Annotated in this window: 25 protein-coding genes; all 25 read left to right on the plus strand. The window is 36.9% G+C overall.

The features are described from left to right. The first annotated feature begins 25 nt into the window (after window positions 1-25). The 25 genes from C9J29_RS24280 (at window position 26) to C9J29_RS08735 (ending at window position 22541) form a co-directional block, all read left to right on the plus strand. Window positions 26-187: a hypothetical protein gene (locus C9J29_RS24280; RefSeq protein ID WP_164908703.1), complete on the plus strand. Its 162-nt coding sequence runs from the start codon at window positions 26-28 to the stop codon at window positions 185-187. 73 nt (window positions 188-260) lie between these two features. After that, window positions 261-422: a hypothetical protein gene (locus C9J29_RS24285; RefSeq protein ID WP_164908704.1), complete on the plus strand. Its 162-nt coding sequence runs from the start codon at window positions 261-263 to the stop codon at window positions 420-422. Between the two features lie 79 nt (window positions 423-501). Further along, the gene (locus C9J29_RS08620) at window positions 502-705 is read left to right on the plus strand and encodes a hypothetical protein (RefSeq protein WP_107921959.1); all 204 of its coding nucleotides are present in this window, start codon (window positions 502-504) and stop codon (window positions 703-705) included. A 3-nt stretch (window positions 706-708) separates the two neighbouring features. Continuing rightward, window positions 709-942, plus strand: coding sequence for a pilin (locus tag C9J29_RS08625; protein WP_107921960.1), 234 nt, complete (start codon window positions 709-711; stop codon window positions 940-942). A gap of 46 nt (window positions 943-988) precedes the next feature. Further along, on the plus strand, window positions 989-1963 hold the full coding sequence (locus tag C9J29_RS08630) for a hypothetical protein (RefSeq protein ID WP_128472284.1): 975 nt from the start codon (window positions 989-991) through the stop codon (window positions 1961-1963). Beyond that, window positions 1950-3350, plus strand: coding sequence for a toprim domain-containing protein (locus C9J29_RS08635; RefSeq protein WP_107921962.1), 1401 nt, complete (start codon window positions 1950-1952; stop codon window positions 3348-3350). Before C9J29_RS08630 ends, C9J29_RS08635 begins: the two co-directional genes overlap by 14 nt. Window positions 3351-3376: 26 nt before the next feature. Beyond that, complete coding sequence (locus C9J29_RS08640; RefSeq protein WP_107921963.1) at window positions 3377-3802, plus strand: hypothetical protein; 426 nt, start codon at window positions 3377-3379, stop codon at window positions 3800-3802. A 59-nt stretch (window positions 3803-3861) separates the two neighbouring features. Beyond that, complete coding sequence (locus C9J29_RS08645) at window positions 3862-5046, plus strand: hypothetical protein (protein WP_107921964.1); 1185 nt, start codon at window positions 3862-3864, stop codon at window positions 5044-5046. A gap of 88 nt (window positions 5047-5134) precedes the next feature. Then, complete coding sequence (locus C9J29_RS08650; protein ID WP_237068781.1) at window positions 5135-5488, plus strand: hypothetical protein; 354 nt, start codon at window positions 5135-5137, stop codon at window positions 5486-5488. Window positions 5489-5705: 217 nt separating this feature from the next. Beyond that, entirely contained in the window at window positions 5706-7925 is a 2220-nt protein-coding gene (locus tag C9J29_RS08655) for a VirD4-like conjugal transfer protein, CD1115 family (protein ID WP_107921965.1), read from the plus strand. A 4-nt stretch (window positions 7926-7929) separates the two neighbouring features. Then, a complete protein-coding gene (locus tag C9J29_RS08660; RefSeq protein WP_107921966.1) occupies window positions 7930-8898 on the plus strand; it encodes a type IV secretory system conjugative DNA transfer family protein in 969 nt (322 codons plus the stop codon). Between the two features lie 28 nt (window positions 8899-8926). Next, the gene (locus tag C9J29_RS08665; protein ID WP_107921967.1) at window positions 8927-9634 is read left to right on the plus strand and encodes a flagellar assembly protein FlaJ; all 708 of its coding nucleotides are present in this window, start codon (window positions 8927-8929) and stop codon (window positions 9632-9634) included. Between the two features lie 37 nt (window positions 9635-9671). Next, a complete protein-coding gene (locus C9J29_RS08670; RefSeq protein WP_107921968.1) occupies window positions 9672-9956 on the plus strand; it encodes a YdbC family protein in 285 nt (94 codons plus the stop codon). Between the two features lies 1 nt (window position 9957). Next, a complete protein-coding gene (locus C9J29_RS08675; RefSeq protein WP_107921969.1) occupies window positions 9958-11076 on the plus strand; it encodes an ATPase, T2SS/T4P/T4SS family in 1119 nt (372 codons plus the stop codon). Between the two features lie 5 nt (window positions 11077-11081). Continuing rightward, entirely contained in the window at window positions 11082-11351 is a 270-nt protein-coding gene (locus C9J29_RS08680; RefSeq protein ID WP_107921970.1) for an ATPase, T2SS/T4P/T4SS family, read from the plus strand. Further along, complete coding sequence (locus tag C9J29_RS08685) at window positions 11352-12092, plus strand: hypothetical protein (RefSeq protein WP_107921971.1); 741 nt, start codon at window positions 11352-11354, stop codon at window positions 12090-12092. Between the two features lie 531 nt (window positions 12093-12623). Beyond that, on the plus strand, window positions 12624-12815 hold the full coding sequence (locus C9J29_RS08695) for a hypothetical protein (RefSeq protein WP_128472285.1): 192 nt from the start codon (window positions 12624-12626) through the stop codon (window positions 12813-12815). A gap of 71 nt (window positions 12816-12886) precedes the next feature. Then, complete coding sequence (locus C9J29_RS08700) at window positions 12887-13072, plus strand: hypothetical protein (RefSeq protein ID WP_031417592.1); 186 nt, start codon at window positions 12887-12889, stop codon at window positions 13070-13072. Beyond that, window positions 13050-13730, plus strand: a complete 681-nt coding sequence (locus C9J29_RS08705; protein ID WP_107921974.1) for a Fic/DOC family protein — start codon at window positions 13050-13052, stop codon at window positions 13728-13730. The genes C9J29_RS08700 and C9J29_RS08705 overlap by 23 nt, the downstream gene beginning before the upstream one ends. A 163-nt stretch (window positions 13731-13893) precedes the next feature. Beyond that, the gene (locus C9J29_RS08710) at window positions 13894-14991 is read left to right on the plus strand and encodes an S-layer homology domain-containing protein (RefSeq protein ID WP_107921975.1); all 1098 of its coding nucleotides are present in this window, start codon (window positions 13894-13896) and stop codon (window positions 14989-14991) included. Window positions 14992-15059: 68 nt separating this feature from the next. After that, entirely contained in the window at window positions 15060-17117 is a 2058-nt protein-coding gene (locus tag C9J29_RS08715; RefSeq protein ID WP_128472286.1) for a hypothetical protein, read from the plus strand. Between the two features lie 77 nt (window positions 17118-17194). Beyond that, on the plus strand, window positions 17195-19618 hold the full coding sequence (locus tag C9J29_RS08720; RefSeq protein WP_107921977.1) for a pLS20_p028 family conjugation system transmembrane protein: 2424 nt from the start codon (window positions 17195-17197) through the stop codon (window positions 19616-19618). After that, window positions 19618-19941 (plus strand): DUF5592 family protein, encoded by a 324-nt coding sequence (locus tag C9J29_RS08725; protein WP_107921978.1) that lies wholly within the window; start codon window positions 19618-19620, stop codon window positions 19939-19941. Before C9J29_RS08720 ends, C9J29_RS08725 begins: the two co-directional genes overlap by 1 nt. Beyond that, window positions 19934-20275 carry a hypothetical protein gene (locus C9J29_RS08730; protein ID WP_107921979.1) on the plus strand — a complete coding sequence of 114 codons (342 nt, stop codon included), beginning with the start codon at window positions 19934-19936 and terminating at the stop codon, window positions 20273-20275. The genes C9J29_RS08725 and C9J29_RS08730 overlap by 8 nt, the downstream gene beginning before the upstream one ends. A 322-nt stretch (window positions 20276-20597) precedes the next feature. Next, window positions 20598-22541, plus strand: a complete 1944-nt coding sequence (locus C9J29_RS08735; protein ID WP_107921980.1) for a VirB4 family type IV secretion system protein — start codon at window positions 20598-20600, stop codon at window positions 22539-22541.

Below are 22541 nucleotides of genomic sequence, written 5' to 3' on the forward strand. Positions count from 1 at the left end.
TTGTCTTAAAAGGGGGTGAAGAATTTTGAATAACTACAAAGCAGAGATCACACTAGCTATCATCGTTCTAGTTTTATTCGGTGGAATGATCGCATTTGCAACTGGCGTAATCGATCCGTTAATGGCGAAAATCGGTGCTGGTTGGACGAAGATGGTAGACAACGTATTTAGCGGAATTGGCGTTTAAAAATAATTGCTTTTTATGAAGAGAACGTTTGGGACTCTTCTTTTTTTGTTCTAAATGAAGGGAGGTATAGTATTTGAATAACTACAAAGCAGAGATCACTCTAGCTATCATTGTACTAGTTTTATTCGGTGGAATGATCGCATTTGCAACTGGCGTAATCGATCCGTTAATGGCGAAAATCGGAGCTGGTTGGACAAAGATGGTAGACAACGTATTTAGAGGAATTGGAGTTTAATAGAACCCTAGTTTTAGCCGTGTAGAGCAGAAGATAATCATCTTCTGCTTTTTTATTTTACCGAAAGGAGAATGGAAAATTGTCACAAGCAGAAAAAAGGCGTCAGAGCAAGGCTAAACCAGAAGGATTTGCTGATATGGAGGCCCTGGTAAAACAAATATTTGAAGCACAAGAACAGTCTTATTTTGATTGGCTTCATCAGCAGCATCAAGCTCAAATAATCAAATTTAATTTAGAAAACAAAGGAATTATAGCTTCTCTAGCTAAAGAAAGGGAGGTATAACGTATGGATAATGCCATTACGCTGATTAATGAGATTGCAACTGATGTACAAAAGTTTGCTCCTGCAGTAGCTGGTTTGATTTTAATTATCATTGGGCTTGTCTGGATGTTTGCAAAAGATCCACAAAAGAAAGAAAGCGCACAATCCTGGATGATGAACGTATTTATCGGATTCGGCATTGTTTATCTTGCTGCATCTTTCGTGGCTTGGATGACAGGAAAAGTAGCAGGATTCTAATTGGATTTTTTCATAGGGAAAGGAAGAGAAAGGAGAAAACAATGTGTTGCGTAAATTATTAATTCGTTTCAAGGATGACGGTGATTACTTTAGAGAAATAGATGAAGAGCGAAACTATTTTTTTACTGAAGCAGAAGAAATTATAAATAGGATTCGTGACAGGCTTGCAAAAGAAAAAAGAACTGACTCTACTAAATCTTTTGAGTTTTGGATTGATGGCCAATGTTTAGTCATAAGCCAAGTTCATTTCGATAAAAAAGAAAGCCTTCAAAAACAGCTGGAGCATACTATTCTAACGTTTGATAGTTGGGAAGAAGATATGCGTCATAAGTATGTCAACACGCTGAAGGAGTATGTTGAAGAAGAAAAGCAGTTTTTTATCAATAAAGAATATGCGACATTTGCGATTCGATACGACCAACTATTTGGTGTTTCTGCTTTTGAACCTTTCCCTATTTATTTGGATGGTTCACAACTAAATCAAGTATATGGAACGATGCAGCCACTTGTTAAAACAGGTTTTTATGCTGAATTAGAGCAAATGATGGCAGCTATAAAAACTGCATTAGAAAAATTAATCCTGGATGCTCAAAATACTCTGGAAGGTGAACAAACAGACTTTCTTCAACAGCAAAAATTGTTAGAGGAAAAAGTAAATTTGTTATTACAAGATGAAATAACCTTCAAACAATTTACTCAATATGCTGGTGCAAGTTTTCAGTCTGTAGGTAAGCACCGTATTGAGGCTTTATGTCCCAATTTTAAACTGTACCAGACCGTACAGCTGGTTCTTTTTTCAACTTTTGTAGAACAAAATAGTTTTGCTGAAGCTTATGAAATCCATTTGACACTGGTAAAGGCTTTAAAAGATAAATATGATGCTATTTTATCACAAGGTTTCTCACTTGCTAATGATGAAATGATTGAGTTTCTTGTTCTAAGTCCGATTCTACAACAATATAAGTTGGATATTGAAAAGCAATTACAGGGGGATGAGGTGAAGGAGGATGAGCCACAATAAGTTACTTTATCAAGATATAAATGAGATGTTGGCCGAGTTAAATGCAAAGGATCGAGGCAGATATTTCATTTGTACGTGTCCTGAGTGCGAGCACCAGGAAGCGTTTATTTATAAAAACAATATGAATTTTATTCAATGCAATCGAGAAAATAGTTGTGGTGAGCGTTTTATTTTAACTTATGAGGAAAAAGAGGCTGAAGTCTGTTATTCTACTGAACAAGAAAAAAGTAAGGGACTTAGTGTTAAACAAGTTAAACAGCTGGACGAATTTACAAAACTAATGAATCATGTTATTCACAATATGGAAAGTGGTACATTAGACAACGGCTATCGTGGTCTTTCTCGGTCAACTACTACCCCGTTTATTGCCGATTTTTCCAATCCAGAAGGCGTAAAATTTATGTTTGAATATGCGAATGGATTATTGCCGAAAGATTATGCAAATAATCATTGGATGTGTCAAAGAAACCTAGTGCTTCCGTTATTTGGTGAGGATGGCCGTATAGATCGTATTTTATTACGCTCATCCATAAACACCAGTATCGAACCAAAAGAAATACAATTAGTTGTGAATCCCTCAAATGATGCGAGGGATTTTTTTGTGGACATTCCTGAAGAGGCAAAGACGATTGTTATTGGAGAAGCTATTTTGGATAGTTTATCTTTCCGCGAAATCGATGAAACGGTTGGAGTTATGGCCTTAACAGGTTCTCGAAAATACAGGACTCTTTGCAACTATATCAAAGAACATTCGGATAAGTTTCAAAATAAACGATTTCTTGTTGCTATGGATGATGATATAGCTGGCTATAAAGCTTCAAAGGAAATAGTCGGTTGTCTCGAAGAAATTCAAGCTGATTATCAAATTTTTATATACCCTGAAACATGTAAAGACGGTAATGATTTTTTAGTAAAGGAGAAAGAGAAATTCCATCGTTATTTTCAGTTTTTCGATAAAAAATTTGATACAAACAGCAGAAATTATATTGATATTAAAAAGTCCATGCAACATGTGGTAATATGCGATTCCAGATTAGATGCCTTATCGTTCCGAAGTGTTAATTCAGAATGTGGTGTAATGGTTTTACAGGGAGAGGACAAAGCTGATTTTAAAGAGCCTATTCAGAAATTAATGTTAAACAGGGAACTCCGAGACAAAACATTTGTTTTGGCTATGCCACATACATTAGCTGGCCACGAAGAAACAAATAAAATGATCGTATTTTTAGAAAAAATGAATTTAGAGTACAAAGTTTTTGAATATCCTGATGATGCCTTATCGCCAATAAGTTTTTCTCTGGATGATCACAAGTCTTTTGAGAAATCTGTTAATCAGCAACTTTTCAAAAAAGAAAATCAAATGCGGAAAGTTCCATATGAACGATAAGACACAAGAAAGGAGATTTTGTTTTAATGACGACTTTTTTGAAATGGTTTGTACCACTATTAGCGTTTGTAGCATTCGTAGGTTACATTGCTTACGGGGCATCAATACAGAACATAACGACACGTACAATGGCTGAAACAGAAGTGTTATTGGAAACGGCTCATATAGGTGCTATTCGTACGGACCTAAATGAACGGGGACAATCAGAAAAGGATGCTTTGTATGTGGACAAAAAGGAATTAGTAGAAAATTTACTTGCTGAAATCGCGGCAACTCAAAAGAATCTTACCTACAAGCTTCAAGTGAGTTATGTATTTGTAGACGCTGGAGGAAAAGCAACAACCATTGATAAAGATATTCGTGGTATCCAGTATCGAATTCGATATATTGATCAAAAAGGTAAAGTAAAGGGAACTGCTGAACGACACTTAACACTGAATGAATTAGAGTAGGTACTCGCCAAATTTGGTGAGTGCCTTTTATTTTAAGGAAAGGGTGGTGAAACACAAGCATGTCAAATCTTAAAGGTGCAATTTTAGCGATGGCACTTTGGGTTGGTGTAGTGTTTCCTTTCTTATTAAGCTTTGGAATCGATTCCTTGCAACAGCGTGCTTATTTGAGTACAACCGAAAAAATGGCAGAGCTTCTTAGACAAGAAGGCGGAGTTTCTGATCGAGTACAACAGGTAGCGAATAACCTAAAAGGCAAAGGCTACATAGTGACCTTTTCAAAACCTAGTTTAGTTCAATTTGGGGAAGAGATTGTTATTCGTTATCAATATGAATACGAAAATGTACGTGGGAAACAAAAGTTAGATACACAAAATAAAGTAGTGATTGCCAAACGTATAGTAGCAGGCGGTGGAAGTACTACCCCACCGAAGTTACCTCAAACATACACTGCGACAACACCTGAATCGTTGAATGCTAATGGAGAATACACGATTAGGATACCTGGGTTAAATAATTTACTACGTGTTACTTCAAATACTGGAGATACTGAAATTGTTCGTGTTAACGGTGAGGAAGTTACAGTGAAGGTTTCTAAAGGAAACGTTTCAAAAAAAGTTCAAACAGGTGGGGAATATATTCCTGCTGATACGAAGTTTGTTACTGAACAAAAAGCTCTTGATTACAATAAAGATGGTTACCGAGGAACATTACAACTTTATGATAAAATACCAGCTTCATCAAAGAAAATTGTTGATTATGAACAACCTTTATATGGAAGAATGGGATACGCTTGTCATAATGGGCAGTGGGAAAAAGAAGGTTATTCAGCTAGCTTAAATCGTTATACAAAGTATTCTGATTCAGAAGGGTATGAGGGCTATATAGGAGAAAAATATGGTGGTACTTTTGAGAAGATAGAAATGGACTACAATACCGTTATGAATAACCCAGACTATGTTGATGAGTATGGTTTATTAGACAACACAGGTCAAAAGGTAAATCTTAAATCACCATGTAGTAAAGAAATGTATCCAGAAGAAGGAATATATCTAGAAGAAGATTGGATGTATTTGCAAGCTTCGGGAACGGAATATTTTGTTGTTGGAAAATTGTTATATAGTGGTACTGTTCAGCGTCCAGAAGTATCTCTTTACCAGGGCAATGTAACAAGACCAGAAAAAGACACACGTACTTACAATAACTACTATCAATATCAACTAGACTTTGAGTATATGAGTAATTAAGGACAAAAAATTTCTACCTTTAAGTGCTAGGACCATAAGCTTTGGCCAAGTGGTTAGCAATTCACAAGAAGGGAGTGAGAAATATTATATGTCAAATTTAAAAGGTGCCATTCTGGCCACAGCGTTGTTTGCAGCTGTGGTTTTTCCTTTTCTTCTCATGATGTCTATCGATGCTTTCCAACAACATGCTTTTTTGAAGATGACTGAAGAGGTCACAGAGCTTGTTAAAGAAGAGGGCGGTGTGTCTGAGCATGTTACACAAGTAACTAAACGCTTAAAGAAAAAGGATTTAACGGTGACTTTCTCCAAGCCAGGGCTTGTCAAGTTTGGAGAAGAAATTGTCATAGAATATAATTACGATTATCAAAATGTGCGTGGTAAGAAAACGTTACAGGGTCAGGATAAAGTCGTGATTATGAAGCGTTCTACAGGAAAAAATTGAATTTCTAATACAAGTAAGGTGAGGCCTATGAAAAAGTATCTCAAAAATGTACTGTGGTTATTGTTTTTTGTATGTGTGGCTGCTCTGGCTTATACAAATACGAATTATGAAGATATTGTCCCTCAAAGAGTGGAACATGAAACCAAACACGTTCAGATGTAATTACTACATCCAGGACGTGTTTTTTGTTGGAAATTTAAAGAAAGGAGTTAGGTCTATGAATGAAACAAAATATTTACAACGCTTAGCGCAACCTAGAGGGCTTCTTGTTTTCTCAATTGTTTTTTGGTCAATCATGTTTTTTGTTTCAAATTTTGTGCTGGCATTCCTTCAATCATTACTAGCATCGTTTCAGCAATTCCTGGCAGATCCAAAGAGTGTATCCTTTTCAATCGATTGGCGAAGTTTTTTAGAATTTCAATCGAACTGGATTCCTTTTTATATTGGATTTGCGATTCTAAGCACTATAGGATTTGTGAAATTTATCTATAGAATTCGGTTGAATTTTGTTGATTTGAATAAAGGCCAGCATGGCACAAGTGAATTCGAACAACCACGCGAATTAAAGAAGCAATACAAAATTATCCCTGCAGCAGAAAAAGAATATGACGGTGATGGTGGCGTAATTATTTCAGCGTTACAGGAAAAAGGGCGTCCGTACCGTCTATTAATCGATGAGGGACCTATTCATACGATGGTTATTGGGATTACGAGATCAGGTAAAGGGGAAACTTTTGTTTTTCCTGAAATAGATGTACTAAGCAGAGCCAAAAATAAGCCTTCATTAGTTGTCAACGATCCAAAGGGGGAGCTTGCTGCAGCTAGTTATGACACGCTAATAGCTCGTGGTTATGAAGTACATGTATTTAACTTAATTCAACAATATATGGGAATGGGATTTAATCCATTGCAAGTTGTTATCGATGCGTGGAAATCAGGAAATACGAGTTTGGCCCAACAGTATGCAAATAGCGTAGGGTTCATGTTGTACAATGATCCATCAGCAAAAGATAAGTTTTGGTCCAACTCAGCTCAATCTTTGGTTACTGCAATCATTTTAGCCTTGACCGAAGATGCCCTCCTTACAGGTAAAGAGGATACCATTAATTTATATTCTGTGGCCAATTTCCTTTCGACACTTGGAAGTGATAACAGTGAGGAAGGGGATAACGCATTAGACCAATTTTTCCAAGCAAGAGATGAAATCAATCCGGCTCGAATGATGTATGCCACAAGTAACTTTGCTGCTGGAAATACACGTGCAGGAATTTTCTCTTCAGCGATGGATAAATTGCAAATTTTCACATTAGAGCCTAATGCGAAATTAACAAGTTACAACAGTTTAGATTTAACAGAAATCGGATTTGGTGACAAACCTATTGCTGTCTTTATGGTAACGCCTGACTATGATAAATCAAACCACGTTTTAGCCAGTATTTTTGTGAGCCAATTGTATCGAGTAAATGCTGAAAAGGCTACGATGAGCCCTAGTGGAAAAATGAAACGCCATGTCCATGCTTTACTGGATGAATTCGGGAATATGCCAGTCGTGGATGGTATGGACGGCATGGTTACTGTAGGAGCTGGCCGAGGGTTTAGGTTCCATTTAATTATACAAGCCTATTCTCAAATGAAATCCTTATATGGTGATGACGCAGATACAATCATTGGTAACTGCTCTAACCAAATATATATTTTAACGAAAGATAAAGCGACAGCAGAACAGTTCTCCGCACTCATTGGGACAAAAACTATTACAGATGTAAGTCGTAGTGGGAAACTATTGTCTACAGATAAATCGCATAGCGAATCTGTGAAAGAACGCGCCTTACTCATGCCTGATGAATTAATGCAGTTAAAAGAGGGAGAATCAGTAGTTGTTCGCGCCAATAAACGTCAAGATAATGAGCGAAAGAAAATTGTGCCTAAGCCAATTTTTAATACGGGAGTTACAGCTGCTAAGTTCCGTTGGGAGTATCTAGCAGAGGATTTTGATAATAGTAAATCCATATTATCACTGCCAATCATGTCTAATCAGTACCACAATTTAAAAATGTCAGATATGGTCTTTACTTCTAAAAGTGAAAGGGATCTTTATGTATGCATGTCTTTAGCAATGAGTGCAGCTGAATTTTCTAAATTGACAAGTACCTTGTATCAAGTTTTACGAACAAATGATGATTATGTAGATGAAATTCCAACATGGTCATTTTTACAGTTCTTTAGTTACCTTACCTATGGATCAAGTATTGATTCGGTTGTTGTTGAACGGAGAATTTTTCCAGATTTAAAAAAATATTTACCTAATAAAATTTTGAGAGAATGGACAGATATTCTTCAAGAACAACGTGAAAAAACTATGCAGATTGAAAAGGTAGGAACTCAGGATGAAAAGTTAACTACAATGCAAAAATTGATTATGGAAGGAAGCGAATAAAAGCATGTTTGAACAGGTACAAGAATTAAAAAAACAATATCAAATCATTCCGGCTACCTCCAAAGAATTTGATGGCGATGGTGGTGTAATTATTTCTGCCTTGCAAGAAAAATTTCGTTCTTACCGACTACTGATTGATACTAGGCCAGTTCATACGTTAGTTATTGGATCGGAACGCTCAGGCAAAGGGGAAACCTTTTTATTTCCAATGATTGATGTACAAAGTCGTGCTAAAAATAAGCCATCCTTAGTCATCAATGATGCGAGAGGAGAACTTGCGGCTGCCAGTTATGAAACTTTAGTTGCTCGGGGTTATGATGTTTATGTTTTTAATGTGAGTCAACAATGTACAGAAATGGCTTTAGATTTAACTGATATAGGATTTGGAGATAAACCAATTGCTATTTTTGTGGTTTCATCTGATTGGTCAAGTCGTATGTTAGCGAGTAAGTTTTTGAGTCATCTATATCGTGTCAATGTGGAGAAAGCAATAATGAGCCCTGGTGGTAAAACGAAACGCCTAGTCCATTTTTTATTAGATGATTTAGGTAATATGCCACCAATTGAAGGTATGGCTGAGATGATCGCGGTGAGTGCAAGTAAAGGATTCAGATTCCATTTGATCTTTCAAATAATTTCTCAATTAAAGGGTTTGTATAGAGATGCTGCAGATACGATTATTGGTAACTGTTCCAACCAAATTTATATAGGAATTAAGGATAAAACGACAGCAGATCAACTTTCAGCTTTCATTGGGATGAAAACAATTATAGGAAGTCAAAGTGGTAAAAAAGAACAATCCTTATTAATACCTGAAGATTTAATGTACTTAAAAGATGGTGAGTCAGTGGTTGTTCGGACCAACAAAGGGCTTAAACCGATTTTTAATAGAGGTATTACTGCAGCCAAATTTCGTCATGAGTATTTAGCAAAGGACTTTGATAAAAACAAGTCTATCTTAGCATTAAAATAGAAAAATCTTTTATAGGAGGTATTAGAAGATGTTCAACGAGTTGTTAAAAGAACGGTTACTTGACGCTCATTTGGAGTTCTTTAGAAAAGACAAGAAGAAATTTCTAATCCATCGGATTTTATATGCTGTGGTTGTAACCATGCTTTATGCAATGGTCATAATGATCATTAAAATGCCAATATGGTTAATTGGTTTGCCTGCTGCCTTTTATCTAGGGTGGAAATTTGCCTATTTAAAATTGCTATCAACCAAAAACAATATTGATGTAAAGAATTCCTTTTTGTTTCCGCAGTTCCTGCAAAGTTTCATAGCATTATTGCCTAGTTCAGGAAATGTCTATCAAACATTGAAAACAACATTAAATTATACGCCTGATCCATTAGATAAAGAATTGATCAAACTTATACAAAAAATCGAGAAAGGTAATGATCGAAATGCTTATTTAGCATTTGCAAATTATATAGGTTCTAGTGAGGCTTACATGGTTATGAACATGATTTACCAATTTAGTGAACAAGGCGTAGAAAAGGAGTCCATACAGGAATTAGAGCGATATATCCAAAACCTTCAGGAAAATAAGGTCGATGAATTGATTCAACATAAGATGAATGCAAGCGATAAGTTTGGTTTACTTCCGATCCTTATATCGCTTTTTTTAGTGATTGGATTTGCTGGTGTCATTTTCATGCATTACATGACGAATGTGACAGATGCATTAAATACCATGCCTAAATAAAAAATTATAAAAATATACGGCAAAGGAGGATGGTGAATTGGCTAAAGAAACATTTGAAATTATTGAAGATGTAGCACTTTTACGGACTGCTGATACAGGTTGGACCAGGGAATTAACAAAAGTAAGTTGGTTTCACAAACCAACGACTATCGATATTCGTTGGTGGTCCCCTTTTAAAGAAAAAGCAGGTAAAGGTGTTTCACTCTCAATAGAAGAAGCGCAATTATTGCTTAAAGGTTTACAAAAATGTCTTGAAAATGAATCATGCATAACAGAAAGTCACAATTATTTAGCAGGTATTGAAAAAGAGGAGGTAAATTAGCATGAATGATCTTGAACTTCAAGAAAAAAGGATAAATGAAATATTAGAGAATAGTTTTCTAGGGCCATATCTACAAATCAGCAGTATTACAGATATTAAATTTAATGGTACACAATTACGCATCCAGGACAACGAGGAGGGACGTTATTTAGCAGAAGATCAGCCATCTGAAGATGAAGTGAAAACGTTAGTTAAGCAGATCGCAGATGTTCAAAAATACACATTTACTCATACAGAGCCACAACTTGATACAGAGATTGGCATTTTGCGTATTAGTGCAACACATCGAAGAATTAGTCCAGAAGGAACGACATTAGCTGTTCGTATTTCTCGTCCACGTCTAGCGATTGAATCAATAGCTAATGTCATTACAGGTGATCATGAAGACATCGAGCAATTATTTAAGGTGCTTATGTTAGCCGAAAGCAATATTGTCATTGCAGGACGAACAGGGTCTGGTAAAACAGAATTTCAAAAATTATTGGTAGGCTATACAGCAGATGATGCCAACATTACGCTTATTGAAGATACGCGTGATAGTCATATTAAAACACTCTATCCAGAGAAAGATATTACTAGTTGGAAAACTGTACCTGGTTTATTTGAAATGGCTGATGGGGTTAAAGCAGCTTTACGTAACAATCCAGATTGGACAATCATTGCAGAGACACGCGGAGAAGTATCAGCTGATGTTTTAGATAGTGCGAAAACAGATCATGCGATTATTACAACTCTCCACGCGAAAGGAGCCATGAATATCCCTTCTCGTTTTATTCCCATGATTCGTCAATCACCAGCCTATGCGATTATTGACGATCAATTAATTGGAAATGAACTTGTCGAGTTTTTGAGATGGGGTGTCTATCTACAGGCTGAACGTATACAAGGCAAAACTGAAAGACGACTAAAGGAATTAGTTGAGTATACGGATTTTACTCAGAAGGGTGCAGTAGGAAACTATGTCTACAGGGAAGTGAAGATAAGAGATGCGGAAACAGGGAATTATCGTATTGAAAAACGTTACCATCCTTTATCAGATAAAACATTAGCAGAATTAGAGGATAAAGGATTAATTCATTTAGTGCCGGATATTTTCAAGGTAAAGAAAGAAAAGGAGTAAAATGAATGAGACAAGGTTTAAAAGAAGCTCAGGCCCTATTCCATGGCGCTGATGAGGCTAAAGCAGCTTTGTGTAATAATCCGGATTGGCCAATTATTGCAGAGACACGTGGAGAGGTATCAGCTGATGTTTTAGATAGTGCCAAAACAAATCATGTGATTATTACAACAGTTCACGGGAAAGGAGCCATGAATATCCTTCCTCGCCTTATTCCCATGTTTACTCAGGAGGGTGCGGTAGGTAATCATGTTTATGAAGAAAAAGGAGGGAAATAAATGAGACAAGTTTTAAAAGAAGCACGTGCCCTATTCTTTGGTTGGGAAATCGTGCTTTATTTACTTATATGGTTCTTGGCAAATTATCAGTTTTTCTATCTCATTTCAAAAGATCGCACCGTTAGTATTATTGTTGGTTGTATAGGTGCTCTCTTTTTCTTTTTTGCCTTTACCTTACAAAATCGTCAATTAAAGAAATATCAAATGCATTTAAGCGAGCTCCTAAAGTATGTAACGAACATGATCTTCTTTCTTCAAACAGGTGAAAATGTGCCCCATGCATTTAAAGAAACAAAAGCAACAGTTCATCCGGACATACAAAAAGCTATTGAAGTCAGTATTCAGCAACTAGAAAAAGAGGCCAAGTTGAATACAAATCAGTTTGAAAAATATGATTTTCCAACCTTAGATCAGTTTCATCAAAATTTAAAAATTAAATATGAACATGGTGGTAATCCGGATGACTTATTTAGCCAAATACATAAAAACATGATATTTGAGCTAAAGAAACGTGACGAATTATACCGTAAACGTAAAGGTTTTGCGATGGCTGTATACATGTTATTGGGCATGGTGATGGGTATTTCATTAATGCTGCGTTTTATCGTTGGGGAACTATGGGACACGTTTTTAAACGTTGGCTTTGCTGGTATAGGTGTGTTACTACTAACACAATTGTTTGCTTACTTGAACCTCTACTTTTTACAAAAAAGAAGCATGGATATATCGATTCGTTATTAGAGTGTTCATCATATTAGAGGATTCGCCAAAAATGGTGAGTCCTTTTTGTAAAAAGAAGGGCTACTAATAGTAGCTCCTATATGAGGTGACAAAATGAGCGTTCCAGAAAAAACATCCTTAGTACTATTTAATGTGATCATAAATTTAGCACATGCAGCTTTGTTGTATCTAAGTTTGACTTATTATCAGAAGGGAACAATAGTTGCAGCTGTTATTGGCTTTTTGTTTTTGTTAAGTTTGGTTATTTTTCAATGTCATCAGATCGTTAAATTTGTAGAGCAATGTAATTACAGAAAGGAAGGATGTCAGGAATAACCATCTCTAAATTGTTGTGATTAACAACAAAATGTGTTATAATTATACTAGCAAGTGGGAAAATCATAATTCTAAGTATGGTAATTCCCAAATTACACGTAAAGAGGTTATAGAAGCATTTAAAGGCATGTAACAATAGCTTCAATAGTCCTTCTTGTTAACTTGGTATTCAGATTTAGAAAGTTAAGGAAGGGATGTTATTTGGAGAAGGTATATTTGAGTCAAACTGATATTGGAAGAATGACTGAAAAAGTTGGATGGGGCGATCAACGTAAAATCGCTGTTCTAATCAAAAGAAATCAATTTCCCCCACATGATGTTCGTATCGGTAGTACAAAAGGTTGGAAAAGGGAAACTATTGATAAGTGGTTTAAAGAAGTAGTGGAAAATAGTCTACAGAAAAAATGAAGAATACATTTTGAAGGGAGGCAGGCTGTGTCCTCTTGTGACTGAACTCACAAGTCTAAGTAGCCAAAATTATGAGAAAAAAAACGCATGAAGAAAATATGGAAGAAGTAAAAGCTGTTCTAGCGTTCGAAGGTTTAGAATTAACGCCAGAGTTTGAACAATTAATTCTAATGGAGGCTAAAGGAGAGATTACAACTCCTCAGATGCATGAAATGGCAATGGAGATATTGGACAATGGAAAAGTTCAATCAATCTAAATATTGTTACCCTAATTCAATCGTTTTAATTAATAAATTCAATATTCATGACCAACAAAAATTGGATCAACTAGAAGCACTCTATGTCGGGAAACGTTTAAAAGAGTTGCGAGAAGAGCCACTGTATGGGACTTTTGATTTTTCTCATTTGAAATCTATCCATAGATACATTTTTCAAGATATTTATGACTTTGCCGGAGATATACGGGATGAAAATATATCGAAAGATCATTTTCAATTTGCTAATTCATTGTATATTGACGATCAAGGAAAAACGTTATTCAAGGAATTAAAGAATGAGAATTTTTTAGAAGGTCTCTCAATGGCCGAGTTTTGCAACCGTGCTGCTTATTTCATGGCAGAAATTAATGTATTACACCCGTTTAGAGAAGGCAATGGACGAACTCAAACCGAGTTTATTCGACTTCTGGCAATGAAAAATGGTTTTGAGTTAAATTGGGGCGAAATTGAAAAAGAAGAGTATACAAGAGCTACCATTTTATCTAAATTTGATGACACGAAATTAAGTGAAGTAATCTGTAAATGTATTGCCAATCATGAACCTAACAAAGAAATAATCCACTCGTTTGATAAGGGATTTAAACTACAAGTGCAGCGAATGAAAGGTAAGAATGAAAGACATAATCTAGATCGTTAAATCAGGGATTCGCCAAAAAATGGTGAGTCTTTTTTCATGGAAATCAATTGCTTATTTTAACAGATATGGTATAATATAGTTATAGAAACTTCCTATTTAATAGTTAATCGTTTGAAATATAAATTAAGCAAAAAAATACCATTTGTTGAAGGAGGAAAATGTTATGAGAAACAAATTATTTATGGCGACAATAGCAGCTGCTATTGCTATTCCGGTGATGGTGGCACCTATTCCAAATCATTATGCTGAGGCTGCAGAAACAAAAGGATCTGTAGTATTGGCCAATAATCCATTCAAAGATGTAAAAGTAAATTCTCCGTACTATAAAATTATCCATGAAATGCGCGATACTGGGATCATTCAAGGCTATGAAGATGGCACTTTCCGTCCGGATACAACAATCAGCCGTCAACACGCTGCGGCTTTAGTTAGCCGTGCGCTTAAAATCAATGGTTTAACGCTTGAAAAAACAAAGGAATTTAAGCAGCCAAAGGATTTACGTACAGACAGTCCTTTTTATGATGACATCAAGAGCTTAGTAGAAGCAGGCCTTTTAGAAATGGATAACCAGGGCAATGTGAATCCAAATAAAGCCCTAACTCGCGGTGAAATGGCGAAGATTATTGCTGTCGCTTTCAATCTTGAAGTGAAGGCTGATTATCTGTTTGGAGATGTAAAAGGATCGAAGTACGAGGAATACGTGAAAGCACTATATTCGAATGGCGTAACGACAGGTTATGAGGACTACACGTTTAAATTAAACGGTTCTTTGACGCGTGTTCATTATGTACTATTCATGCACCGAGCTATGAATATAGATGCTGATTTTGTGGCAAAACCAATTCCGACGCCAGAACCAGAACCAAAACCAGATCCTAAACCAACAAGTAAGAGTCCAGTTAAGTACAGCGATTGGAGCTATCAGGATATTAAAACAAAAATTCCTCGTCCGGCTGGATATGTAGCAGGTGAACATGAGAAGAAAAATGCAGAGATTTTTAAAAATCTTATCATAGAAAATGGACATAGAGGCAAGGGAAGCTTTAATATAGAGGAAAAATCTTGGGATTCTTCTTCGTTTACATTTGAAGAAAAACTACGTTTTAATTCCGAATATGCAGGTGTAACTTACGAGGAATATGTCGCAATTATTAATCAAGTGATCAAAACGGGAGAGGTTTATGATGGTGGAACGTTCGCAATGTACTTTAATTACCAGAACGGAATGATTTATGAATCTGGAACCGATCAAAGCAAGTAAAAAAGTTATATTAAAAGACCTTTTCATTTTGAAAGGTCTTTTTTGTATGGTGAAAGGGTGAAAGGATTATGCTAAAACGGACAATTTATATTATTTGTTTGGGGGTTCTATTGTTTTCAAACTTTAACTTTAACGGTATTCAAACAATTGATGTAGCCAATGCTGCTACCAATGTGCCTATTAAAGATACCATAACGCTTACTGTGAAATTTCCTGATACGGTTGGAGAAGGGTTTGGTGTAGAACCTACCGATCCTGAAGAAATTCATCAGATGGTGGATAGTAAAGGTAAAAGTCATCCACAACGTACAGGGTGGGGAGCTATTAAATATGAATGCGTAAGAACAGATACAGATTACATTGCTGGTTATGATTATTATGGAGACCCTATTTGGGATGTCCATACGGTATCGGGATGGAGACAAAAGGAAGACTACAGCACAGAAGATAGCCATGTTCCCCATCAGCCTGCTGAAGTCAAAAAAGAAATCGTGCAACAGTTTGGACAAGACATGTATGATTTAGCTGAAGCAGCTGGTGCTTTATTCTATTATGACGATACAACTCCGGTTCCTGCTCGTTTCCTTACAGGTGACATTGGTGAATATAACAAACGAGTGAATGGTACGACAGGTCGCTATTCGATTTACTATAAAGACTCTACTTATACAGGGCAACATTGCCAGAACGGGGAAAAAGCTTATTTTTATCGAAATAATGATTTCTTTGTCACGGCAACCTTTGATGTGGAGTGGGAAGAGCCTGGAGATAAACAAGGGACAGGGCTAGGGAGAGCTTATTGGGAATTAGAAAGAAAAGATAAAAATGGATTAAGCGAAGTAGCTGTCTACAGTAGCTTTAAAGGAGAATATGATAAGCATGTTGCGGTTCGAAATATTAAGCATACAGTAGACCTCGACACCAAACATGTTGAACAAGAAGGACCTATTGAATTTTATATCAATGCGAAACAAGTACAAAATAAGGACATGCAGTATGCCTTTGAATATGAGTACACCAATAAAAAGATTGGTTGGGTTTGCACAGGGGCAGGAGAAGAACAAAGGTGTCATTGGGATGATCGTCCCGATTGGCGGGCCGTTCAAAAATTTGAGTTGAATGGTTCTATTCCTGTTGATCACCAGCAAGGAAAAGCTGAAAAATCGGACAAATTAGATGATGTTTTAGTGAAAAAATGGGTCGTTGGCAGAGAAGATAAGTATGGCCCATTAAAAGAATCAAAAGCCTATTATGAACAATATAGTCGAGCTGAAGGGAACGAGTGGCAGGATGAGGTAAAGTTAAAAACACAAACTACGTTACCTATGACACCAGGTAAATTTATGTATAGCGTGGAACTACCTTCAGGCAAACATAAAGACGGTGATTTTTACCCACTGAAGAAAACGCAAAGCTCAGGTACCTATCAAGCAGCTGAGTTAGATGAGAGCTTACAAGCTGAATTTGCGGATGGCGTACAGCTGCAACAGAAAGTACTAACGGATAAGGGAATGAAAGCAGAACAACGTCAATTTGAGAGTGAATTTATTTCTGATATGTTTTTCACAGCCTCCGGAACAGGCTTTATGTCAGGCTATAATTATGCAGAGAAAGTGAAGCAAGCTATTAAGAATGATCAAGCCCTACCAAGTTTCTCGCAAGTAGTACAAGAAGGTACAGCTAAAGGGGAAGCCGAGTTTGTTCAATATACAAAGGGTGTGCCTTTTGAGGATGATTGGGTCTTTACGAAATCTGAAGAGGATTTTCCTCACTTACAACGTTATTCTTTACCAGTTACACCGAATTCTGAATTGCTACCAAAAGAAACATACAAAAATCAATTAGAGTTAGTGGATATGGGTCTAAGTGATTTGAGCTTTACATTTGATCAATCCTTTAGCTTTGAACATTTCTTATTCGGTTCAGGGTATGATGATGCCTGGATTATCGAGCAGCCAGAGTCCAGGTTCCCTGTGACAGAATATGAGACTGTGGAGTTGACGCATGAACAAGTAAAAGCACTTGCAGCTGCAGAGCGACAACATTCTAATAATAAAATTCATAACTTCCGTTTTGTGGATCGGACTTTCCCTAATAAAGTGAGGGAAATTAGAGGCGCAAATTAAAGACAACTGTTTAATAAGGATTCACCAAAAATGGTGAGTCCTTTTTATATGTAGAAAATAAGAAGGGAGGATTCGATATGGACGATAATGAAATTATCGAGAAACATAAGATACTTGAATCCATCTTGCATGTGAGTGATGGCTTTCTTTGGCAAGATGTGTTTAGGGCACTTGGAAGTGGCATTGTCTACACTTTAAGCTGGCTAAATCAATTGTTAGAAGGTATAGCGACTAAAATTATCACACTGAACGACTTTTATTCTACGGGCGCAATGGGAGAATTCATGGATAAGGCGCGACCGCTGATATGGATCGTCTTTTTTATTGCTCTAGTAGTCCTGGGCTTTCAATTTATGTTCAATAAAATCGAGAAACGTAATGAAGTTCTCCTTAATATTGTGATGGCTTTATGCTTTATCGTCATCATTCCAGATTTAATGTCGAATACGCAAAAGATAGTTGGTGTCGGGATTGAGCAAATGAATCCTGAAAATGAAACACTCTCTAGTAATATGATTAAAAGTAATGTGGCTGACGTCCTATACTATGCGGAACATGATTTTCAATTTTCGAGTAGTACACGTGGGGACGAAAGTTCACCTCCACGGCCAGCTAATAAAGCAGATAGTTCGATAGGAACTACAGATTATACTTACGCGAATCGTTTTTCTGATTCTTCAGCCTTGCATATCCCTTTCTTGCAGAAATTAGACTTTCATGAAGATGATGGATGGATTTTTAAAGAAGATTGGGTAAAGCAATTAAGTGACGAAACAAAAGAGGTTTTGAAAACAAAATCTGTGTCTACAGGTGTTGGGGACGGTTATCAAGTAGAGGACTTAGAAAAAAATGCAGTTCCTATGACTAAGATAGGTAGGGAAACTTATTATCGTTATCATGTCAATTGGCTGTCTTTGATAGTGTCCTTACTGGTAACATCAATTGCTTTAGGTATTACTGTTCTTAAAATCGGCCGTTCTATTTTTGACCTCGCTTTCCATCAAATTTTTGGTATGTTCATTGCAGCAAGTGATCTTACAGGTGGGCAACGTACGAAAAAGGTACTGGTGGAAATGGTCAATACCTTTGCGGTGATCTTTGTTATGACCGGGCTCCTGCAATTGTTCGTTTTGTTCGTGAATTGGGCAAACGGATTAAAGGTGGAGATTGGTATGTTTGGTGTGATTTTGCTCATGATTGCAGGGGCTTGGGCATTGATTGATGCTCCAGACATTGTTCAACGTATGCTTGGTATCGATGCAGGCTTACGCAATGGATGGCAAGCAATGATGGGTGCATATGCCGGAGGTAAAGCATTGACAGCTGGCGCACAGGCTCTTAAAAATGTGGCAGGAAAAGGTGCTGCTACTGTAGCTGGTGGAGCAAACATGGCGAAGAGAGCTGTTGAAGGAATGCGTACAGAAACACCATCTGAGGCAGGAAAACGTACTTCTGTGCCAGCGATACCAGGTAGTGGCGATGTAAAAGCCATACCGAAATCAGATGAGCAGCATTCAAATTCTACTATGGGAGGTACATCAGAACCTATCCCGTCATCAGGTGAAAGTGATGGAATGAGTGCATATGATCAGATAGCTGCAACCTCCCAAGATTATGAGCCAATCCCGTCTAGTGATAACAGTAACCAGGTGGATATGCCAGGAAGTATAGGAAATGTTCAACCTGGTCAAATACCAAGTCAAGGTGGGAAGGAAAAAGGAAGTTCATCAATCCAACCAAAGCCAGTATCAACAGCAGCTGCTAAACCAGGAACAAATACAAGTGATGTTTCGCAACAAGGTGCTATGCAACGTCAAGAAAGTCAACCTATATCAGGAAGTCCTAATGTTGATTCCTCAATGCAAGGTGTAACTGGTCCAGATGGTGACATACACCAGGGTTCAATTCAGCGACAAGAACATGAGCCAATTCCATTTAGTGGAGCAATCCCATCCGTAGGAATTGCACCAAGTACATCAGGAGTGACAACGCAATCGGGTACAGGAAATGTTCCAGCAGGGCCGAACGTACGTCAAGCAAGTGAAGCAATCCCATCTGTAGGGGTTGCACCACAGCCAAGTACATCAGGAGTGACAACGCCATCCGGTGCAGGAAATGTTCCAACAGGGGCAAATGTACATCAAGTAAGTGAAGCAATCCCATCCGTAGGGGTTGCACCACAGCCAAGTACACCAATAGTGACTCAACCATCGAATTCAGGAAGTGTGCAGCAAGGGCCAGTAGTTTCGACTGGAGGAGGTCAAGGTAGTACTATGCAACCTAATCAAAAGTCTTCTACTATTAATCCTAAAACTTATGGCCATAAACAGACCGTGCATACAAATACAATTCTTGGCGGAAATCCTTCTGTACAACAATTTAAAGAACGTGTGACTCGTGCTGGTAATAGTGGATTTACACTCGGTCAAAATATTCGTCGTATGTCCAATAATATAGGAAAAGTAGGAAAAGGAAAAAAACAAGGGAGTGACCAAGAATAATGTATGATATTCCAAAAGAAATCAAAGCAAAGCCTAAAATTGTCGGCTTAGAAGTAAAGGAGTTAATCATTTTATTGGTTAGCTTTTTTCTTTTTTTCACCGTATTAAAAGATTTAGTACACGGTATTTTGTTTATTCCTTATATATTAATTGCAAGTGGTACATTGTTTTGGATGGTGTTGCCTTCCAGAAATAATCCGCGACTCAAAAACTACATGTCATTGTATTTATATTTCAAGCGAAATAAATACACCTATCATGCAGTAGATGTCAAAAAAATTATGAATGATTATTTATATGGAGAGGGGGATCATCGTGACTAAAGAGAAAATCAAGCCTATTATTGTCCCTACTTATACGGAGGAAAAAGCATCTAAAAAGAGCTTCTTAAAAAAGTTTCCTTATTTTCAAAAGAATAAAACGACAAGGAAAAAGGTTGAAAGAAAATCACATGTTTTACGGAAAACCCCCATGATTATGCCATTTCTAGATATCACTGAAGAGTACATTGTGATGAAAAAAGGCTACTTTATGGATATCTTTCAAATTTCGCCAAATGATTTGCATTCACTAACGGATACCGATATAACAATAAAACTTTTAGAAAAAGCTCGCTTTTACGTAGTTCTGCGTCTCAACATAAAGTTGTCGGGTTAAACTTTCCAGCCAATACAGAAAAGCAAAGGCTTTATTGGGAGAGAAAAAAGGAAAGAACGACAGATCCATTACGGATACGCTTTATCAACCGGAAATTATTTGAGTTAGAATTTATAGCGCGTGAGCGTACAAATCGTGAATTTTTCTTGTTCGTATATGCTGAATCTTCTCAGACTTTAGAGGATGAAAAAAAGCAAGTAGTGAGAGGGATGAGACAATCATTCCCTTTGCAAACTTTATCAAATGAAAAGAAACAAGACATTTTATTTATGATGTCCAATCAAAACTCAAAATTATAAGTATAGGAGGGGGATGATGAACGATGAAGTTATTAGACTCGGTTATGAAGTTTAAGCAGCCGGATAAATCGAAGCGAGAAAAAGAGCATAACCCCACTTTTTTAGCTGCCATACAGCCCCAGGGTGGCATTTTATTTAAAGATAAATATATCCAAAAGGGAGACGGTTATGAGGCCTGTATTCATATATGGGACTATCCAACGGCTGTATCAAAACTATGGTTAGAAAAAATATTTTCCATGCGTGATGTCATTTCAACAATGGATATTGCAACAATGCCTAAAGATGAAACCGTTAGTGCCATTAACAAAAGCATGGTAGAGCAGACAGTACGTTATTCAAGTGGTAAGCAACAGTCTGAAAAAATGGATGCTCAAAATAGTTATCAAGAGTTAGAGAGTCTTTACCAGGGGATTTCGCAGATGGGTGAGGTCGTAAAGCTTGTCGATATTCGCTTATTTGTACATGCCAAAACAATGCATGAATTGGAACAAAAAGTACAAACAGTTGAGACGGATTTAATATCGTATGGGTTTAAGGGAACTGTGTTTCTTAATGAAAGTAGTTGGGAATGGCAGTCCCTTTTTGTGCCTTACGAAGAACAACAAACGTTTCCAAATAAAAGAGAAAGTAAAGGCATACCAGCGCTTTCATTAGCTGCAGGTTTGCCTTTTCATTTTTCAGAGCTTAACGATCCAACAGGAAGTTATTTAGGCACAACATTTAGTGGTGGTAACGTCATTTACGATTTGTTCCATAGGGATAAAAAACGTCGATACTATAATGCTGTTGCGGTTGGGACAATGGGAGCTGGTAAGTCAACATTGCTAAAAAAGCTTTTTACAGACAATTCCTGTCGAGGGAACTTTATTCGGGGATTTGATGTAACAGGTGAATTTGAAACAACAGTCAAAACACAGAACGGCCAATTAATTAGTCTTGACGGTTCGCAAGGTATTATCAATCCTTTGCACATTTATCGTGTAAGAGATGGCTCGGATCAAAAAAGCGAAAAATTAAGTTTTATGCAACATCTTTCAAAATTAGCTACGTTTTATCAATTTTTAACGGTCAACCCTTCGACAGAAGAAATGGAAGAATTTAAGAAAATAACTCGAGAATTTTATCATTCTCTCGGGTTTGAAGATCTTATTGAAACAACAGGCGTGACACAATTGAAAAATGAAGAGTACCCAATTTTCAGTGATTTCTTAGTCCACGTTCGTGATGAGTTATACGAAAATGCTGAAAGACGTATCATTCGACCAGAATTATCTATTGCACGGGCTAATCGATTAGAAAAAATTGAATTAGTCATCGATAACTTGGTGAACACATATGGCCATTTATTTAACGGCCATACCACGTTACCAGCATTTACGGACGAACAAATCATTATGTTCTCTATTAGAAATCTCACAAGATTATCAAAGAATATATTTAATGCACAAATGTTCAGCGCACTTTCACTGATTTGGGATAACCTTATTCAAATTGGAGCTCCCCAATTAAAGGCTATCTATGAAGACCCTAATTTTAATGAAGATGATGCCTTACGATTTGTAATCTTTATAGACGAGTCTCACCGCATAGTCAATGCAGAAAATGTGCTGGCCGTTGATTACTTAATAGAATTCGAACGGGAAGCTCGTAAATATCTTGGTGGATTGGTATTTGCAACACAATCCATTCGCGATGTTGTGCCAGAGCATGCGGATTCAGAAGTTGTGTCGAAGATTCGTACCTTATTTGAACTAACACAATACAAATTTATTATGCAGCAAGATTCAAATACATTAGATGCCATGCGGACTATTTTTGAAGGACAAATAAGCGAAAGTGAGTTGGCTCAAATACCTCAATTACAACAAGGAGATTGTTTATTGTCGATTAGCGGTGTTGGCAACTTGATGTTTTCAGTAGAAGCATCTGAGGAAGAATTAGCTATCTTTAGAGGAGGTATGTAA

This window comes from Lysinibacillus fusiformis (genome assembly GCF_003049525.1).
Taxonomy (GTDB): domain Bacteria; phylum Bacillota; class Bacilli; order Bacillales_A; family Planococcaceae; genus Lysinibacillus; species Lysinibacillus fusiformis.

Coding starts and splice junctions, on each gene's coding strand:
- C9J29_RS08625 (WP_107921960.1), top strand. CDS start 709: ATGGATAATGCCATTACGCTGATTAATGAGATTGCAACTGATGTACAA.
- C9J29_RS08635 (WP_107921962.1), top strand. CDS start 1,950: ATGAGCCACAATAAGTTACTTTATCAAGATATAAATGAGATGTTGGCC.
- C9J29_RS08640 (WP_107921963.1), top strand. CDS start 3,377: ATGACGACTTTTTTGAAATGGTTTGTACCACTATTAGCGTTTGTAGCA.
- C9J29_RS08645 (WP_107921964.1), top strand. CDS start 3,862: ATGTCAAATCTTAAAGGTGCAATTTTAGCGATGGCACTTTGGGTTGGT.
- C9J29_RS08650 (WP_237068781.1), top strand. CDS start 5,135: ATGTCAAATTTAAAAGGTGCCATTCTGGCCACAGCGTTGTTTGCAGCT.
- C9J29_RS08655 (WP_107921965.1), top strand. CDS start 5,706: ATGAATGAAACAAAATATTTACAACGCTTAGCGCAACCTAGAGGGCTT.
- C9J29_RS08660 (WP_107921966.1), top strand. CDS start 7,930: ATGTTTGAACAGGTACAAGAATTAAAAAAACAATATCAAATCATTCCG.
- C9J29_RS08665 (WP_107921967.1), top strand. CDS start 8,927: ATGTTCAACGAGTTGTTAAAAGAACGGTTACTTGACGCTCATTTGGAG.
- C9J29_RS08675 (WP_107921969.1), top strand. CDS start 9,958: ATGAATGATCTTGAACTTCAAGAAAAAAGGATAAATGAAATATTAGAG.
- C9J29_RS08680 (WP_107921970.1), top strand. CDS start 11,082: ATGAGACAAGGTTTAAAAGAAGCTCAGGCCCTATTCCATGGCGCTGAT.
- C9J29_RS08685 (WP_107921971.1), top strand. CDS start 11,352: ATGAGACAAGTTTTAAAAGAAGCACGTGCCCTATTCTTTGGTTGGGAA.
- C9J29_RS08700 (WP_031417592.1), top strand. CDS start 12,887: ATGAGAAAAAAAACGCATGAAGAAAATATGGAAGAAGTAAAAGCTGTT.
- C9J29_RS08705 (WP_107921974.1), top strand. CDS start 13,050: ATGGAAAAGTTCAATCAATCTAAATATTGTTACCCTAATTCAATCGTT.
- C9J29_RS08710 (WP_107921975.1), top strand. CDS start 13,894: ATGAGAAACAAATTATTTATGGCGACAATAGCAGCTGCTATTGCTATT.
- C9J29_RS08715 (WP_128472286.1), top strand. CDS start 15,060: ATGCTAAAACGGACAATTTATATTATTTGTTTGGGGGTTCTATTGTTT.
- C9J29_RS08720 (WP_107921977.1), top strand. CDS start 17,195: ATGGACGATAATGAAATTATCGAGAAACATAAGATACTTGAATCCATC.
- C9J29_RS08725 (WP_107921978.1), top strand. CDS start 19,618: ATGTATGATATTCCAAAAGAAATCAAAGCAAAGCCTAAAATTGTCGGC.
- C9J29_RS08735 (WP_107921980.1), top strand. CDS start 20,598: ATGAAGTTATTAGACTCGGTTATGAAGTTTAAGCAGCCGGATAAATCG.